The sequence below is a fragment of the Ensifer sp. ENS03 genome (genome assembly GCF_014852035.1).
GTDB lineage: Bacteria > Pseudomonadota > Alphaproteobacteria > Rhizobiales > Rhizobiaceae > Ensifer > Ensifer adhaerens.
Genome location: NZ_JACVAV010000003.1, coordinates 271,844 through 287,827, shown reverse-complemented (window position 1 = coordinate 287,827; position 15,984 = coordinate 271,844). Strand labels below are relative to the sequence as shown.

General features: G+C 62.8%; 16 protein-coding genes. 13 read left to right on the top strand and 3 right to left on the bottom strand.

Annotated elements, in window-relative coordinates; all coding sequences use genetic code 11:
- The first annotated feature begins 47 nt into the window (after positions 1-47).
- The 6 genes from IB263_RS14170 to IB263_RS14145 all read left to right on the top strand — a co-directional run bounded on the left by IB263_RS14170 (position 48) and on the right by IB263_RS14145 (position 6,422).
- The gene (locus tag IB263_RS14170; protein WP_192438621.1) at positions 48-980 is read left to right on the top strand and encodes an AraC family transcriptional regulator; all 933 of its coding nucleotides are present in this window, start codon (positions 48-50) and stop codon (positions 978-980) included.
- A 227-nt stretch (positions 981-1,207) separates the two neighbouring features.
- The gene (locus tag IB263_RS14165; RefSeq protein ID WP_192438620.1) at positions 1,208-2,485 is read left to right on the top strand and encodes a sugar ABC transporter substrate-binding protein; all 1,278 of its coding nucleotides are present in this window, start codon (positions 1,208-1,210) and stop codon (positions 2,483-2,485) included.
- 90 nt (positions 2,486-2,575) lie between these two features.
- Positions 2,576-3,436, top strand: a complete 861-nt coding sequence (locus tag IB263_RS14160; protein WP_192438619.1) for a carbohydrate ABC transporter permease — start codon at positions 2,576-2,578, stop codon at positions 3,434-3,436.
- Positions 3,436-4,257 carry a carbohydrate ABC transporter permease gene (locus IB263_RS14155; protein ID WP_060517787.1) on the top strand — a complete coding sequence of 274 codons (822 nt, stop codon included), beginning with the start codon at positions 3,436-3,438 and terminating at the stop codon, positions 4,255-4,257. The genes IB263_RS14160 and IB263_RS14155 overlap by 1 nt, the downstream gene beginning before the upstream one ends.
- A gap of 32 nt (positions 4,258-4,289) precedes the next feature.
- Positions 4,290-5,336 (top strand): NAD(P)-dependent alcohol dehydrogenase, encoded by a 1,047-nt coding sequence (locus tag IB263_RS14150; RefSeq protein WP_060529311.1) that lies wholly within the window; start codon positions 4,290-4,292, stop codon positions 5,334-5,336.
- A 3-nt stretch (positions 5,337-5,339) separates the two neighbouring features.
- On the top strand, positions 5,340-6,422 hold the full coding sequence (locus IB263_RS14145) for an ABC transporter ATP-binding protein (RefSeq protein WP_034787772.1): 1,083 nt from the start codon (positions 5,340-5,342) through the stop codon (positions 6,420-6,422).
- Between the two features lie 40 nt (positions 6,423-6,462).
- On the opposite strand, the gene IB263_RS14140 is transcribed toward IB263_RS14145, so the two are convergent.
- A complete protein-coding gene (locus IB263_RS14140) occupies positions 6,463-7,770 on the bottom strand; it encodes a hypothetical protein (protein ID WP_226020780.1) in 1,308 nt (435 codons plus the stop codon).
- A gap of 276 nt (positions 7,771-8,046) precedes the next feature.
- On the opposite strand from IB263_RS14140, the gene IB263_RS14135 reads away from it, so the two are divergent.
- Positions 8,047-8,505 (top strand): hypothetical protein, encoded by a 459-nt coding sequence (locus tag IB263_RS14135; protein WP_034787769.1) that lies wholly within the window; start codon positions 8,047-8,049, stop codon positions 8,503-8,505.
- A gap of 53 nt (positions 8,506-8,558) precedes the next feature.
- Here the strand turns inward: IB263_RS14135 and IB263_RS14130 are convergent, their stop codons facing one another.
- Both IB263_RS14130 and IB263_RS14125 read right to left on the bottom strand, forming a co-directional pair.
- Positions 8,559-9,200: a response regulator transcription factor gene (locus IB263_RS14130; protein ID WP_034787767.1), complete on the bottom strand. Its 642-nt coding sequence runs from the start codon at positions 9,198-9,200 to the stop codon at positions 8,559-8,561.
- A 5-nt stretch (positions 9,201-9,205) separates the two neighbouring features.
- Entirely contained in the window at positions 9,206-10,591 is a 1,386-nt protein-coding gene (locus tag IB263_RS14125) for a sensor histidine kinase (protein ID WP_034787765.1), read from the bottom strand.
- A gap of 278 nt (positions 10,592-10,869) precedes the next feature.
- On the opposite strand from IB263_RS14125, the gene IB263_RS14120 reads away from it, so the two are divergent.
- From IB263_RS14120 to IB263_RS14095, 6 genes are all read left to right on the top strand, one after another.
- A complete protein-coding gene (locus IB263_RS14120) occupies positions 10,870-11,622 on the top strand; it encodes a hypothetical protein (protein WP_192438618.1) in 753 nt (250 codons plus the stop codon).
- A 90-nt stretch (positions 11,623-11,712) separates the two neighbouring features.
- On the top strand, positions 11,713-12,465 hold the full coding sequence (locus tag IB263_RS14115) for an EAL domain-containing protein (protein ID WP_234852728.1): 753 nt from the start codon (positions 11,713-11,715) through the stop codon (positions 12,463-12,465).
- A 355-nt stretch (positions 12,466-12,820) separates the two neighbouring features.
- Positions 12,821-13,129, top strand: a complete 309-nt coding sequence (locus tag IB263_RS14110) for a hypothetical protein (RefSeq protein ID WP_051659110.1) — start codon at positions 12,821-12,823, stop codon at positions 13,127-13,129.
- Positions 13,130-13,373: 244 nt separating this feature from the next.
- Positions 13,374-13,754 carry a hypothetical protein gene (locus IB263_RS14105; RefSeq protein WP_060517777.1) on the top strand — a complete coding sequence of 127 codons (381 nt, stop codon included), beginning with the start codon at positions 13,374-13,376 and terminating at the stop codon, positions 13,752-13,754.
- 66 nt (positions 13,755-13,820) lie between these two features.
- On the top strand, positions 13,821-14,495 hold the full coding sequence (locus tag IB263_RS14100; RefSeq protein WP_034787757.1) for a response regulator transcription factor: 675 nt from the start codon (positions 13,821-13,823) through the stop codon (positions 14,493-14,495).
- Positions 14,492-15,961, top strand: a complete 1,470-nt coding sequence (locus IB263_RS14095) for a HAMP domain-containing sensor histidine kinase (RefSeq protein WP_090296593.1) — start codon at positions 14,492-14,494, stop codon at positions 15,959-15,961. Before IB263_RS14100 ends, IB263_RS14095 begins: the two co-directional genes overlap by 4 nt.
- Positions 15,962-15,984: the final 23 nt, after the last annotated feature.

Below are 15,984 nucleotides of genomic sequence, written 5' to 3'. Positions count from 1 at the left end.
CTCCAAAGGAGACGACCGATCGACACGGCGCGAAGGAGGGTCAGGCGATGAGTACGGCGCGAGGCTCAAAACGCGCGCCGGCAAAGCCCGCTTCGCTCGCAACCAACCCGCCGACCTTCGAGCACATCGTCACCGGCGTCAACGAGACGTTCCTATGGCGTCTCGACAACTATCCCTGGGAACGGAACGTCTGGAACTTCCATCCGGAGATCGAAATCCATCTCATCCGCAAGGCCTCGGGCCTTGCCTTCGTCGGTGATCATATCGGCCAGTTCGGTCCGGGTTATCTCACCGTCATCGGCAGCAACCTGCCGCATGACTGGGTAACGGTTACCGAACCCGATGAGATTATCGAAGGCCGTGACATCGTCATGCAGTTCCACCCGGATCGCATGCGCGAGATCACCGACGCCTTGCCGGAATTTGCCGAGCTCGAGGCCTTCTTCGCCCGCGCCGAGCGCGGCCTGGTGTTTCATGGCGAAGCCCGCGCCAAGGGCGCCGATCTGATCGAACGCATGGGCAGCCTGAAAGGGCTCTCGCGCTTCTCGCTGTTCATCCAGCTGCTCGATCTGCTGGTCAACACCGAGGAATACGAGTTGCTCTCCTCGCCGGAATTCGCGCCAGAACTCGACCAACAATCGCTTGACGTGCTGCGCGGCGCGCTGGCCTTCATCTACGAGAACATCGCCACCGACATTCATCTTGCCGATCTTGCCCGGCAGGCCGACATGAGCGAAACGGCCTTTTCCCGTTTCTTCAAGAAGAATACCGGCAACACCTTTACCGACCACGTCAACAAGCTGCGCATCTGGCAGGCGTGCAAGCTGCTTGCCGAAACCGACATGCCGATCACCGACATCTGCTTCGAGGTCGGCTACCTCAACATCTCCAATTTCAACCGCACCTTCCTGCGCCAGCACAAGATGACGCCTTCGGCCTACAGGCGGCTGACAGGCCAGCGTCGTACTTCCCGTTCTTAGGCGCGTTTCACCCACCCAGGCGATGAATCCTTGCGTTTGCTGCGCTGCAAACGGCTGGCATCTGGCAATTTTTTGCAAGAAAGTACAGAATCGCCGCATCGCGCACGCTAGTTCGGCAAAGCGTAAGGCCTATCATCGAACCCAGCGAAACGGTTCGCTATGAGGAAAACGCACTGGATCTGAGGAGTATCCGGCGCGCATCGCAGACCTGGGGAGGTCTTTTCACAATGAAAAAAGCCAAAACGCTCGTTTCGAGCATCGCCTTCGCATGCCTTCTTTCCACCGGCCTGACGACTGTTGCGGTCGCTGCCGAATGCTCCGGCACGATCAAGGTGCTCGCCCAGCCGCGCGACGGCCTGACGCTGCTCGAAGGCTACAAGTCCGAATTCGAGAAGCTCTCGGGCGGCGCATCCTTTGAGATCGACTATCTCAACGAAAACGACCGCCGCGCCAAGACCAAGGCGGACGCCTCGACCATCGGCAAGTACAACGTCTATTACATCGATGAGGCAAATGTGGCGCTATTTGCGTCGGCCGGCTGGGTCGCGCCGCTGATGGACTATTATCCTGATGACTACGACTACGCCGATTTCGATCCGGGCCGCCAGAAGGTCGCGACCTATGACGGCAAGGTCTGGTTTGCGCCGGTCACTGGCGGCGGGGACCTCATGGTCTACCGCAAGGACTTGCTCGAGGCGGCCGGCATTACGCCGCCGAAGACGCTCGACGAATATGTTGCCGCAGTGAAGAAGCTCAATCAGCCCGACCAGGGTATCTACGGCACAGCCCTTCGCGGCCAGCGCGGCTCGGGCGCCAATGTCTGGCGCTGGATGCCCTTCTTCAAGGGCTTCGGCGGCAACTGGTTCGACGGCAAGACGCCGGTCTTTGACGGCGAACAGGCGGTCAAGGCGACCGAGACCTATCTCGAACTCTTCAAGTACTCGGCACCGGGCAGCCAGACCGGCGGCTGGGACGAGGCGGTTGGTGCTTTTACCTCCGGCCAGGTGGCGATGCTGATCGAATCCACCCCGCTCGTCGGCATGGCGATCGATCCGAAGTCCTCGAAGGTGGCCGGCAAGGTCGGCTACCTGCCGCCTCCGGCACCGTTGACGGGCGGCGGCTACGGCCATGGTCTGGCAATCGGCATGAAGGCCAACAAGGATGAGGCCTCCAAGGCCTGCGCCGGTCTGTTCGTAGCTTGGGCGACCTCGAAGGAAAACGAGGCCCGGCGGCTCGAAGCCGGACAGTTCAGCGAACTCAATCGCACCAGCATCATGACCAGCCCGAAATTCGCCGAGCTCTACGGCCCCGATCTCGGCCAGGCGCTTGCTGATACCGGCAAGGTCACCGCCGTCAACTTCTGGCAGAACCCGCAATGGCCTGATCTTGGCGACCGCTGGGGCATCATCCTCGAGGAGCTGATCACCGGAACGCGCACCGACATCAAGGAAGGCCTCGACGAACTCGACGGCTTCGCCAAAGACCTGGTTGCCCGCAGCCAGTAAGCCGGTTCCTCCCAAGGGCCATCGGCCGGCAAAGCCGCCGGTGGCCCGCACCATCGGGGGCGTTCAAAGCCCAGCCGTAGGACTGATCACATGAAGCAGAAAAACAGCCTGCCGGCGGTGTTCCTCACCCCGACCATGGGCATCCTTGCCGTTCTCGCCCTCGTGCCGACGGCCTATGCGATCTACATATCGTTCCAAAACCGGGAACTCAGCCGTCCGGACGGCAGCTTCGTCGGTTTCGCCAACTATATCGACCTTTTCTCGGACCGCCGCTTCATCAATGCGATCGGCGTCTCCCTGACCTGGGAAGCCGTGACCGTCGGTATAACGCTCGCCATCGCCGTCGGCCTTGGCATCCTGCTGTTCGAATGCGTCTCGCCGCGCACGCGCAACCTGCTGGCGCTCCTGTTTCTGGTACCGGTGATCCTGCCACGCGTTTCGGCCGCCTTCGTCTGGAAGTTCGCCTTCCATCCGCTCTATGGCATCGCCACCTATCCCTACAAGGCAATCACCGGTCAGCCACTCGATCTCCTGTCCAATCCGGCGACTGCACTTGCGACAGTCGCATTGGTCGATGTCTGGCAATGGGGCCTGTTCTTCGCCGTCATCGTGCTGAAGCTCCTGGAAACGCTGCCGCCCCAGCCATTCGAAGCGGCACGGCTGGACCACGCCCGCACCTGGGAGATTTACGCCTTCATCGCGCTGCCGATGCTGAAGGCGCCGCTGATCTCGCTTGCCTTCGTCAAGATGATCGAGTCGCTGCGCGCCTTCGACCTGATCTACGTAATGACCCGCGGCGGCCCCGGCATCGCGACCGAAACGCTCGACATGTACGCCTTCTCGCAAGGCTTCATCGAGTCCGGCCGGATTTCCTACGCCTCCAGCATGGCGGTTCTGATGATGATCGCCACCTCGATCGCCTTCACCTTCATCTGGAAGAGGGTTCAGTGATGACCGCCCACGCCCTTGGCCGCTTCATTGGCCGGCTCATCCTTGCCGCCGCCGCCTTCTCTGCCGTGTTTCCAATGTTCTGGACCGCGCTCAATGCCTTCAAGAACCGGGTCGACATCGTGACACCGACCCCGCTCTTCTTCTTCGAGCCGACGCTCGACAACTTCGCCTATGTGCTCGGCCGCGAAAGCGTCTTTGCCGGCCTCGTCAATTCGCTGCTGATATCGGGCGCTGCGGTGCTGATCGGTGCCGCTCTCGGCCTGCCCGCCGCCTATGCGATCGCGCGCTATCCCAACCGCTGGTCCCGCGACATTCAGTTCTTCGTTCTGTCGCTGCGCTTCCTGCCGCCGGTCGCGATCGCCATTCCGCTGATGGTGATCTGGCTCGATTTCGGCCTCTATGACACCCGCCTGTCGATGATCGTCACCTATTCGCTGCTGACGCTCGCGACCATCATCTGGCTGAGCGTCCCGGCCTTTGCGCGGGTGCCGAAGGAAGTCGAGGAGGCTGCCCGCGTCGATGGCTACGGTCCTTATGCGATCTTCTTCCTTATCGCGCTGCCGATTGCCCTTCGGTCGCTGATCGGAGCTGTCGCCTTTGCCTTCGTGCTCGTCTGGAACGAATTCCTGATTGCGCTGATGCTGACGACGTCCGACGCCAAGACGTTGCCGATCGTCGCCTCGGAGCTGACGCAACTCGGTCGCGACGTGCCCTGGGGCATCCTCAACGCCTCCGTCGTGCTGCTCTCCATCCCGCCGCTGCTCTTCATCGGGGTTCTAAGTGGCATGCTCAACAGCGCCTTCAAGCGCAAGACCCAATGAATCCCAAGACTGGAAAAACAAGGAAATCCTTCATGCAAGCGTTGGTCCTCGAGCAAAAAGGCAAGCTCGCAATCCGGGAGATCGATCTCCCGCTGGAACTTGGTCCCGATGATGTCAAGATCGCCATCGACACGGTCGGCGTCTGCGGCAGCGACGTGCACTACTACACCCACGGCGCCATCGGCCCCTATGTGGTGCGCGAACCGATGGTGCTCGGTCATGAGGCGGCCGGCACCGTCGTCGCGGTCGGAAGCAATGTCGAAACGCTCGACGTCGGCGACCGGGTCTGCATGGAGCCGGGTGTTCCAGAACTGACCTCCCGGGCTTCCAAGCTCGGCATCTACAATGTCGATCCCAAGGTGCGGTTCTGGGCAACGCCGCCGGTTCATGGCGTGCTCGCTCCCTTCGCAGTCCATCCCGCCGCCTTCACCTACAAGCTTCCCGACAACATCTCCTTTGCCGAAGGCGCGATGGTCGAACCGTTCGCCATCGGCATGCAGGCAGCCGCCCGCGCGCGGATTGCACCGGGCGATGTCGCCGCGGTGATCGGCTGCGGGCCGATCGGCATCATGGTGGCGCTCGCAGCCCTTGCCGGTGGCTGCAGCCGTGTCTTCATCTCCGATTTCAGCGCGGAGAAGCTGGCGATCGCCGCTCAGTATCCGGGCATCATCCCGGTCAACATCGCCGAGCGGCCTTTTGCCGATGTCATCGCCGCGGAAACCGGCGGCTGGGGCGCCGATCTCGTCTTCGAGGCGAGCGGCAGCGCCAAGGCCTTTTCCGGGATATTCGATCTGGTCCGCCCGGGCGGTGCCGTGGTTCTGGTGGGCCTGCCGGTCGAACCGGTACAATTCGACGTTCCGGGCGCAATCTCCAAGGAAGTCCGGATCGAAACGGTGTTTCGTTACGCCAACATCTTCGACCGCGCCCTGCAATTGATCGCGTCCGGCAAGGTCGATCTGAAGCCGCTGATCACTGAAACCTTCCGCTTCGAAGACAGCATCAGGGCATTCGAGCGGGCCGCATCCGCCCGACCGACTGATATCAAACTTCAGATCCACATGGACAGTGGGAAGGATTGAGCCATGGCGAACATCGTCTGCTCCAATGTCGACAAGCAATACGGCGCCGTTGATGTCATCAAGGATTTCAACCTCGATGTCGCCGATCATGAATTCATCGTGTTTCTCGGTCCATCCGGCTGCGGCAAGTCCACGCTGCTGCGCATGATTGCCGGTCTCGAAGACATATCCGGCGGCATCGTCTCGATCGGCGGGCGGGCGGTCAACGACCTGCCGCCTCGCGACCGCGGCGTCGCCATGGTCTTCCAGAACTATGCGCTCTACCCACACATGACGATCTACGACAACATCGCTTTCGGACTGAAGCGCATGAAGGTGCCGAAGGCGGAGATCGATACGCGGATTCGCGCTGTTTCGGCAACGCTCGGCCTCGAGCCCTATCTCGCCCGAAAGCCGACCGAGCTGTCCGGCGGGCAGCAACAGCGCGTCGCTATCGCCCGCGCGATGATCAAGACGCCGCGGGTCTTCCTCTTCGACGAGCCGCTCTCCAATCTCGACGCGAAGCTGCGCAATCACATGCGGGTCGAGATCGCCCGGCTGCACCAGAAGCTAAAGACCACGACGATCTATGTGACCCACGACCAGTTGGAGGCGATGACACTTGCCGACCGGATCGTCCTGATGAAGGGTGGCGCGATCGAGCAGGTCGGAACGCCCGCCGAGATATACGAACGCCCGCGCACGCTCTTCGTCGCCGGCTTTATCGGCACACCCAACATGAATTTCATCGACGTGACGGCCGAAAAGACCGAAGGCAGCTGGCTGTTGCGCAGTGCGGGCGGCAGCTTCGCGATCTCGGACGACAGGTTCACGCTTCGCCATGGCCAGACGCTGGTGCTGGGCATACGTCCCGCCGACCTGGCGCCGGCGGAAAGCGGGCTCAATCGTGTCGAGGGCATCGCCGACCTGGTCGAGTTTCATGGTAACGACGCGCTCGTGACCTTTCTGTTTGCCGGCAAGGAAATTGGCGCACTGGTCAAGGCCAGCGGCTGCCCCAGGCCGGGGGAAGCGGTATCCTTCACAATCGAGCCAAACGGCTTGCACCTGTTCGACCGGGAGAGCGGTCTCTCGGTGCTGAGTACGTGAGCGGCAAGCAACAGCCCTGCCCCGACAGGACTGTTTGCCTTCAGGCCGCGTTGGCGAATGAGGCGGCCGGGAGCGGCCCGGCCGTCATCATCGTAAAATCGAAGGGCGCGCGAACGTCGGCATCGAGCACGTATTGGCGGTGCACACGCAGGAAGTCGCGCTTGATCCGGCCATAGCGCTCCGGTGACAGCATATGCTTGAGCCGGATGAAAACGATGGGCGGCTGAGGCGCATCGCCGTGTCCGGCAAGCGCCACCACCTGGCATCTGTAGAAATTGATCGCGTCGGTCAGGCACTGGACGTCGAACCAGAAGATATCCTTCACCCGGGCGATGGCGCCGACGCGCGCGCGCAACACTTCGGCTGAGCGCAGCAGCGCACACTGCAGGATCGCGCCGCCGAGCGTGACGAAGACGATGCGTTTTCCGGCAAAGAGGCCTGGCTCCCGCTCCACCAGGGCGCCGATCACCTGGGTGGCGATGCTGGAGCCCATGCTGTGAGAGCTGATGACGTACTCGTCGGCCGGTTCGTTGAGCGCGGCCCGCACGGATGCCAGGCTGTCTTCAACCCATTGCTTTAAATATGGTTTTTCCAGACGCGCAACGGCAACCGCCAGCTCCCAGTCAGAAAAGAGATGCAGGGTATGCCACCGCTCCGACCAGGGGAGAAACAGCTTGAAAAAGACCAGGTAGGCGACGATCGCGCTCAGGACGAGAAGCGATGATTCAAGCGCAAGCCAGTAGGGGGCGGTGCCGATCAACACGCTCCCCGCGACGCCAATTGCCACCAGCAGGAACGGAAAGAGAAAGAACAGGCCGAACCGCCAGGCATGCCGGAAGTAGCCGAATGCGCCGCCTTCCCAGACGACTCGCAGGGCGCTCAGGTAGCCCGCGACCATTCGATGCAGCGTGCCCCGGCCATTCAGGCGTCGGACGATCTCGTCGTGATCGAAGATGTAGACGCGGCTGGCCGTCTGCCAGTCGGCGCCCTGGCTATCCACGTCGAAATAGCGGCCGGGTCCCTCGCTCTCCACCTGCCCGACCTGAACATCGAAATCCTGAAGTCTCGCCGTCTTGACCGCCGATCGCTTGTAGCGCGCCTGATGCTTGACGGCATCCAGCGGCTCGAAGCCCGGAAAATGCAGCACGATGCGTTTCTTGACGTGCCCGGTCGATTTGTCGTGTGACAAGTGTTGATCTTTCAAAAGGCGCAAAACGCCCGCCCCCGGGCCTCCGAAGAGGCGCAGGAGCGGGCGCTCGATGAGCGCCGGGTGGTCCCAGCCTGCCGGAGACGTCAACGATCTCGGTGTCGAGAATATGGCCAAATGAAACGATGCAACGGCGTGCATGACAATTTCAATCGCGCCATCGCCTGACTACCCGTCACGCCACGGTCGCTGCTCGGCAAGAGCGCAGGCCACAGCCGCCAAACGACGACGCATTGAACCCGACTTTGGTCCTAAGGGAATCCGACGATTGTCCGGCCGTCGCCGGGGAAAGGTCTGGGAAAGCGTAACCAGCGCAGACGCGCGTTGACTGGCCATGCCGGCCATGAGCAAAGTCGAGCTTGCCGGTATCCGCCGGAGCGTGCCCACCCTGTGCCGCGACATCGCCAGAGGACTGAAATGCCCAATCGCCGGATTTTTCTTGCTGCATTCTTCTGGCCCGCAGTCCTGTTGGTGACGACCCTTCCCTACAAGCTCGATCTGACCCGCGCAGGTCTGTCGATGACCGAGACGGTCGCCCTCGCCAAGAACGGCAATAGTGGCGGCGGCAACGGCGGTGGAAATAGTGGTGGTAATGGCGGAGGGAACGGGAACGGCGGCGGCAATAACGGCAATGGCGGTGGCAACGGCAATGGAAACGGGAATTCCAACGAAAACCGTTCCGGCGGAAACTCCAAGGCCTCCCGTGCAAATGAAGACGCCACCGACGATGGCGAAACCGGTATCCGTCACAAGGGCGGCATAACCGAGCAAGTCAGGAAGGGGCGCTACATCATGAAGGATGCCCGCGGACGGACGATCATCAACCGGCGCGCGACATCAGCCGACAAGCAGCGCATGGAGACCCTGGCGCATTAGCACGCGCCGCCGATCAGCGTCGGCGGTGCGACGGTATCCGTCGGTATGAGAGACTAAAGCTCGCGCGCGTCGCGCAGAACCATTGCCGCTTCGGTGCGGTTGGCGACCCCCAGCTTCGTCATGATCTGCGTCATGTGATGCTTCACGGTCTTTTCCTGCAGGTCCAGCTCGATGGCAACATGCTTGTTGCTCATGCCGGCCGCTACCAGGTGCAGAACCTCTTTCTCGCGGGGCGTCAGGGTTGCGACCAGACCGGATTTTCCAGGCTGAGCCGGGCCCTTCGTCGACAAAAGCTTGGCCGACAGGGTCGGCGCCACGTAACGCTCGCCCGAAGCGACAGTGCGAATGACCTCGGCGAGCGCCGAGGCGCCGACGCCCTTCAGCACATAGCCGGTGGCACCCCGGTCGAGCGCCGTGGTCACGTCATCTCCGTCTTCGGAAACCGTGAGCATGATGATCTTCTGCGACGGAGCGACCTCCAGGATCGCCGGTATCGCCTCCAGCCCGCCGCCCGGCATGGAGATATCCATGAGCATCACATCCGGTCCGAGGCTTTGCGCGATCCCGGTCGCGTCGTCCTTCGAACTGCCCTCGGCGACGATCTCAAACCCCTCGATCTCCGACAGGCTCCGGGTCACGCCTTCGCGAAACAGAGGGTGGTCGTCGACCACGGCAACGCGTATCCTTGACGTCATGATTGTCAGATCTCCTTGACGCTTGTCGTCATGCGAACGGTGGTGCCGGTCGGCTCGATGATGAGCTCAAACGTTCCGCCGAGACTTTCGATCCGTTCGCGCAGGCCGGCAAGACCAAGACTTGTGGGCGGAACTTTGTCCGGATCAAATCCGGGTCCGCCGTCGGCGACCTCGATGGTGACACGGTCGCCGACTGTTCGTTGCGATACCTGCTGCCTCACGCCGCCGGCATGCCGGTAGCCGTTGTTGAGGGTTTCCTGCACGAAGCGGTAGATGCAGATCTTTGCCGCCTGCGACAGACGGTCCGGCGGATCGGCCAGGGCGAGCTCGACCGCCGCCCCTGTGCGCTGCTGATGGGCCTTCACGCAACGCTGCAGGATCTCTGCCAGTCCGGCCGTCTCGATCTGCGGCAGGACCAGGCCGCCGCAGATTGTGCGGATCTCCTGCATCGCCTCGTCGAGGCTCGCCTTGATCGCGCCGATCTCGCGCGCACGGGTGGCCGCCGGCGTCGCGTCGCGCTTCAAGGTCTCGCTGCCCAGTCTTAGCGAAGCATAGGCGACGAGTTGGGCGGGGCCATCATGCAGGTCCGCGCCGATGCGCCTCAGATAGCTTTCGTTCAATGCGGTGGCGCGCTGCGACGCGCGCTGCAGCCGGCCGCGCAACGTTTCGTTCTGCGCCAGCGATGCCGAAAGCTCGTCGACGCGCTGGGCGAGCGCATGCCGCTGGCTCTCGATCGTCTTGCTGCCCCGAAGCACGATCGCCGACAGCACGACGAAGAAGGCAAGCGTGAAGGCTGCGACCGCCAACCAGGTGTGTGCACGCGCCTGATTGAGGCTTTGTTCGAAATCATTGGCCACCTCGTGAAATTCCGACACGGCCACCACCTGGCCGGACCAGGGTTGGAGCACCGGATTGTAGATGGCAAGCGCCGGCTCGGCCGTGGCCCTGTCCGCCGTCCCATCCCCGGCCTGGTCGAAGCGGGCGACCATTTTGCCTGAAAATGCCGTCTGAAGTTCCTCGCTTGGCTCCACCTTGGTGCCGACGGCCGCCTGGTCACTCGAATAGAGAAGCGTGCCATCGGCACGCCAAAGGCGGAACGAGAGGAGGCGTTCGCCGAGCGCGCCCTGGCCAAGGGTCTCGTCCAGCGCACGGGCAACCGTTTCGTCGAGCACTTCATTCGTCTGCATATCGGGCAGCAACGGCGCGATCACGCTGTCGACGTAAAGCGCCGTCGTTGCGGCGGAATTCCGGGTGACTGCGTCTTCGATCCTGTTCGATACGAAGGCGCCGACCAGAACCATCGCACAAGCGGCGACCGCTCCTCCGATCAGCAGGAACTGGGTGGCTAGAGATTGAGAATTCCAGCGGGTGATAAGCTGTTGGACGCGCACCAGGTCTCTCGGATCGGGCCGCCGGCTCGTGCGGCGCGACGATTGTAGCAAGGCCGCGCCAACCTAACCACTCTCATGACAGGGTCAATGGCGCAGCCATCGCGACCGAACTGTTCGGACCTTTGATGCTGCGGAATAGGACCTAGGTCCTAGGCGAAAAGGCAATGGTCGGGGGCCGATGGCGCCGTCTCAGAGGCGCAGATATCGTCTTCACATCGAATGTCGTGTCTCGATCCGTAAGCAAATGAGAACGACCAGTTGGAAATGAGGAGATTTCTATGCCTGTGACGAAGCTGATCGCCCGGAGCATCATGGCGCTGACGCTGGCAGTCGCGCCAATGGCTGCCGGTTCCCTGAGCCTGATCGATTCCGCCTACGCCAAAGGCGGCAATGGCGGCGGTGGTGGCAATGGTGGCGGCGGCGGTAACGGCGGGGGCAACGGTGGTGGCAATGGCGGGAGCCACGGTGGCGGTTCCGGCCACAGCAAATCCGACACTTCCCGCGGAAGCAAGGAAACGAGCACTGGCAAGTCCAGTGGAAAATCGCAGCACAAATCCGGGACCTCCGGCAGCAAGACCAAGGCGACCAAGGCAGCCAAATCGGCAAAAGCCGAGAAACCCGCCAAATCGGTCGTGGTTGCATCGGACCCGGTGGTCGATCCGGTAGTCGATCCCGTTGTGGCGCCCGGGTCTAAGCGAGGGTTCAACTCGCTCAACCGCAACTACCACGCCTATCTCAATTCAAACGATCCGAAGATGGCGGCCGTTTCCGCTTACGCAATCGCCTATGCGCAGTTCGAGGCGGAAAATGGCGTCGACGCCGTCCCAGCCGATCCTGCGCTGAGCGACGAAGCGCTGCGCCAGGCGCTAGCGGGCTTCACCAAGGATGGCGTGGTAACCGACGACATGGTCGACGAAGCCAAGGGGATTCTCGGGGTCGGCCCCGCCGTTGGCAAGATCGACGAAATCCGCGGCACGCTGCCGCCGCAGACGGTGGTTGTTGTCGAACCGGAGCCGGAGACCGCCCAATAACGAGGAACTGGCCACCGGCTCACTTGGTGAGCCGGTGGCTGCATCCGGACCCGCGTCCAAGCCAATGGAGTTTAAATGTTTGACCGTGTTGTGGAAATCTTCGACCACGCAGCAAAAGAAGGGCGCGTCGGGTTTTCACTTCAACACGTCAATGCCGTCGCCGATGTCGGCACCGTGCTCTATTCGGAGTGTCTGGGAAGGATCATCCGACCCGACGGCGAGGTCATGACCGCCAGCGAGTTCATACGCTATCTGGAGGCGGCCGGCCGCATTGCTGCGCTGGACAGGCACATGCTCACGCTCGCCTTCGACTGGTTGGCGCATCATCCAACCGGCGACCTCGGCTGCAACATCTCGGTCGAAAGCATCTGCGATGAACGTAACCGGACGCTGCTCCTGGATCTGCTGTCGACCCATCGGGGGCTGGCATCGCGCCTCGTGCTCGAACTCGCCGAAAGCCTGCCGATCTCAGCGCTCCCGACGGCCGGGTGTTTCGTTCGAAGCGTACGAGAGCTTGGATATCGGGTCGCCGTCGATGACTTCGGAACGGGATTTTCGACGCCGGAGGCACTTTTGTCCCTGCCCGTCGACATCGTGAAGATCGACGGCTTCTTCCTGCGGCTCGGACGTCCCGACGCGGAGCGGTTCCTTCTGCACATGGTGGGTCTGGCGTCCTGCGTCGCTCCCGTCGTTGTGGTCGAAGGTGTTGAAACTTATGCACAATTTGAGGCCGCGCAAGGCGCCGGGGCAACGCACGTGCAAGGGTTCCTGCTCTCCGAACCGACCCTCAGCCCGCTGTTTGGCGGCGAGTTGCGTCCAGCTCAAACCGCGATGCTCTGCTAGCGTCGCGCGCAATCATCCAAGCGCACTGCACTCCCTCCCCTTATGCTTTTCTGATCTTCCCATCCCATCTTCCCAGGCGAAATCCTATGCCGATCCGCGCGATAGAAGCAGCGGGCGGCAATGTGCCTGTAGGTCGTTTTGCCTCAGGCATGCTGCCATGCTGGTGCCGCTTTTGGATGGCTTGAGACGTGCCGCGCCGCAACACCCGGTGCCGCAGCATTCACCTTTCCTGTGATCGGCCGGATTTGCGTTGGCGGCAACCCACCCGGCTTCGGACGCGAAAGCAACAGAACAGCGCAGACGCTTGCCAGTACCGGCATGTCCGGTTCCGAAGGCGTCACAGACGAGCAAGACTATGAAATTCACAAACGGGTTCAAACTCTCCTCCAGAGCCAGCCGCCGTCTGCCGACGGAATATTTCATGCTGGTGGATGTCGCGTTCGAGGGCGACGTTATCGGCTCTCTGGGCAGTTGTCCGATACGGGAATCCGTGCGCGACGGAGAGGGCCTTGTCTATCGTTTCGTCGGCGTGGCACCGCGCCTGGTGAGCGGCGGCTTTGATGTACTGGCACTTCGCACGGGCGAGTGGATCGTCAAGCCGGGCCTGGTTTACGCGGCTGATCCCAAGGTAGCGCAAACACGTGACACAGACCGCGCTGCCTAGGAAGTATGCAGCGCTTCTTCGGCAGTAACGACATCCGTTGCCCCCGCCACCGGCTTCGTCGGCGCAGCTTTCGCCAGCTTTGCGCCGGCCCTGCAATGCCCCTGTAATCTTGGCCCTTTAGCTCCCGGTCAGCCGTCGCATCGCTCCGGATCGCAGTCGTTCCGGACGGGCGGCACGTCAACGACAACTGCTGGCTTCGCGCGTCCCGTGGACGACTGGCGCTGCAGGAAAACCGGGATCCGTCATGCTCTCCATTAAGGGGTTTTGCACCCTCGCCTGCTTCGCCGCCACCGCCGCCCTGCTGGCCGGCTGTGCATCCGATACGATGAAGACCTATATCGGCCAGCCGGTCGAATCCGTCATCATCGACTATGGTCCGCCCACCAATGTTCTCGATCTCGGCTGGAACGAGCGCGCCTATCAATGGCGCAAGATCTCAACGAATGTCGTCTCCGGCACATCCAGCGGCGAAATCAGGGACACCCGGCGCGGAATGCGCTACGAGGAGTATTCGACGCCGGGCTATGTCGAGGAACAGGAGTGCTTCTATAGCTTCTACGCCCGGATGCAGCACGGCCGCTGGTACATCACCAACTTCCGCCAGCCGAAGCTGGAATGCGAGTGACGCCTCGGGCAGTCGACGTGACGGATCAGCGACCCGCATAGATGCGGGCACAGAAGGGAAAGTGGCATGCGCATCTTGCTGCTGGAAGACGAGCCGGAGATGGCCTCGGCCCTCAAGGCTGCCCTGGCGCGGCGCCAGGTGATCGTCGATCATGTCTCGACGCTCGCCGACGCCGAGGCCGTTGCCGAACTCTGGCCCTATGACGTGGTCGTGCTTGACCGCCGGGTGCCGGATGGCGAGGGGCTGGATCTTATCCCGAAGCTCAGAAGCCTTGGCGTCGAGGCGCCGATCCTGATGCTGACGGCATTGGGATCGATCAACGACCGGGTCAGCGGGCTCGATGCCGGTGCCGACGATTATCTTTCCAAGCCTTTTGCCGTCGAGGAACTGATGGCGCGGCTGCGCGCGCTTGCGCGCCGTCCGGTCACGCTCAAATCGGAGCAGACCAAGGTCGGGCGGCTCATCTACGACTTCCGCCACCGGGAGGCCGCCGTCGACGACAAGCCTCTCGACCTCCTGCGCCGGGAACGGCTTGCGCTCGAAGCGCTGATGCGGCGGCCCGGCCGAACCGTGCTCAGGGCGACGCTGGAAGAATCGGTCTACGCCATGGAAGACGAGATCGAATCCAACGCGCTCGACTCCCATCTTTCGCGCCTGCGCCGCAAGCTAGACGACGTCGGCGCCGGCGTCGAAATCCGGGCGATCCGCAATCTCGGCTATCTCCTGCGCGCGACGACATGATCAAGGTTCGTCCGCGCTCGCTGCAATGGGTCCTCGTCCGTCGGCTGATCCTCCTGCAGGCGGCCACGTTGTTCGTCTTCATCGGCCTGCTTTTCCTGGGCGTGTTCATCGCCCAGCCACGGTTGCTCGTCGACAACGAAGCCGCCTTGGATGTGCTCGACCGCGCCGTCGGTCGCGACGCGAACGGCGTGCTGGCCGTGCACGAGACCGAGGACCTGCGCGAGCTTCGCCAGTCCTATCCCAATCTCTGGTACATCGTCCGCGACGCCGCCGGCCAGGTCGTGCGCTACGGAAACGTCCCTGCCCCCTATGAAGAAGCCGGCGGCGACCTGCTGCAACGGGTGGAGGGGGCGAAATTGCTTTTCGAAGAAGGCGGCACGCTTCCGGACGCTGTCCTCCACAATGTCGAGACCGAAGCCGGCCGGGTCCAGATCCTCGCCGCGACCGTTTCCTCCCGCCGCGACAATGAGCCGTTGGACGTGCAGATCAGCATCAATGTCGATATGGCGCGCGACCTCGACGGCAGGACGGCGTGGATGGAGGTCATGCCGACGCTCGTGCTTGTTGTGCTCTGCTTCCTTTTGCCGATCGTCTTGGTCATGGGCGTCTCCACTCTGCTGACGACGCCGGCCGTCGTGCGCCGTTCGCTCGCGAGCCTCGTCTCGACCGCCGACCAGGCAGGGCGCATCGACATCGACAACCGCGCCGTGCAGCTCGAAACCGAGGAAGTGCCGACCGAAATCGCCCCTTTGGTGCGGGCCTTCAACCGGGCCCTGGCGCGACTGGGAGAGGGATACGACCAGCGCAACCGCTTCCTGACCGATGCGGCCCATGAATTGCGCACCCCGATCGCGATCCTGCGGACCCGCGCCGAGCTTCTGCAGGAAGACCCCGAAACCACCCGCCTGAGGCTCGATATCGAGCGCCTGTCGCATCTCGCCCAGCAGCTTCTCGACCGGCAAGTCCTCGAACATGCCGGCGGCCCGCTCGAGGTGGTCGACCTCGTTTCTCTCGGGAGGGTCATGGCAGCGGACTTCGCACCGCTTGCGTTCGAAGCCGGCTACGAGCTGGCATTCGAAGCCGAAGCGCCGGGCGCCCTGGTCAGCGCGCGGCCGCGGCAGATCGAGCAGGCTGTCGCCAACCTTCTGCGCAACGCCATCGAACATGGCGGCGGTGCCGGCACGATCACCGTTCTGGTCGATGCCGCCGGCGGGCTCGAAATCCACGACGAAGGCCCCGGCATTCCGGTAGAGGAGCGCGATCGCGTCTTCGAACCTTTCTATCGCTTGCGTCCGCGCTCCACCGGCGCCGGGCTGGGGCTCAATCTCGCGCGTGAGATCGCCCGGCTCCACGGCGGCCGTATCGACATTCTCACCGGTCCATGGCGTGGCACGCGGGTGCGCCTGCACTTGCCGCTGATCGACGGAAGCCGGCCTGCGGCCGCGCCGGCACGCCCGATCGTCTGACAGAAGCGGCGGCATGCCGCCCC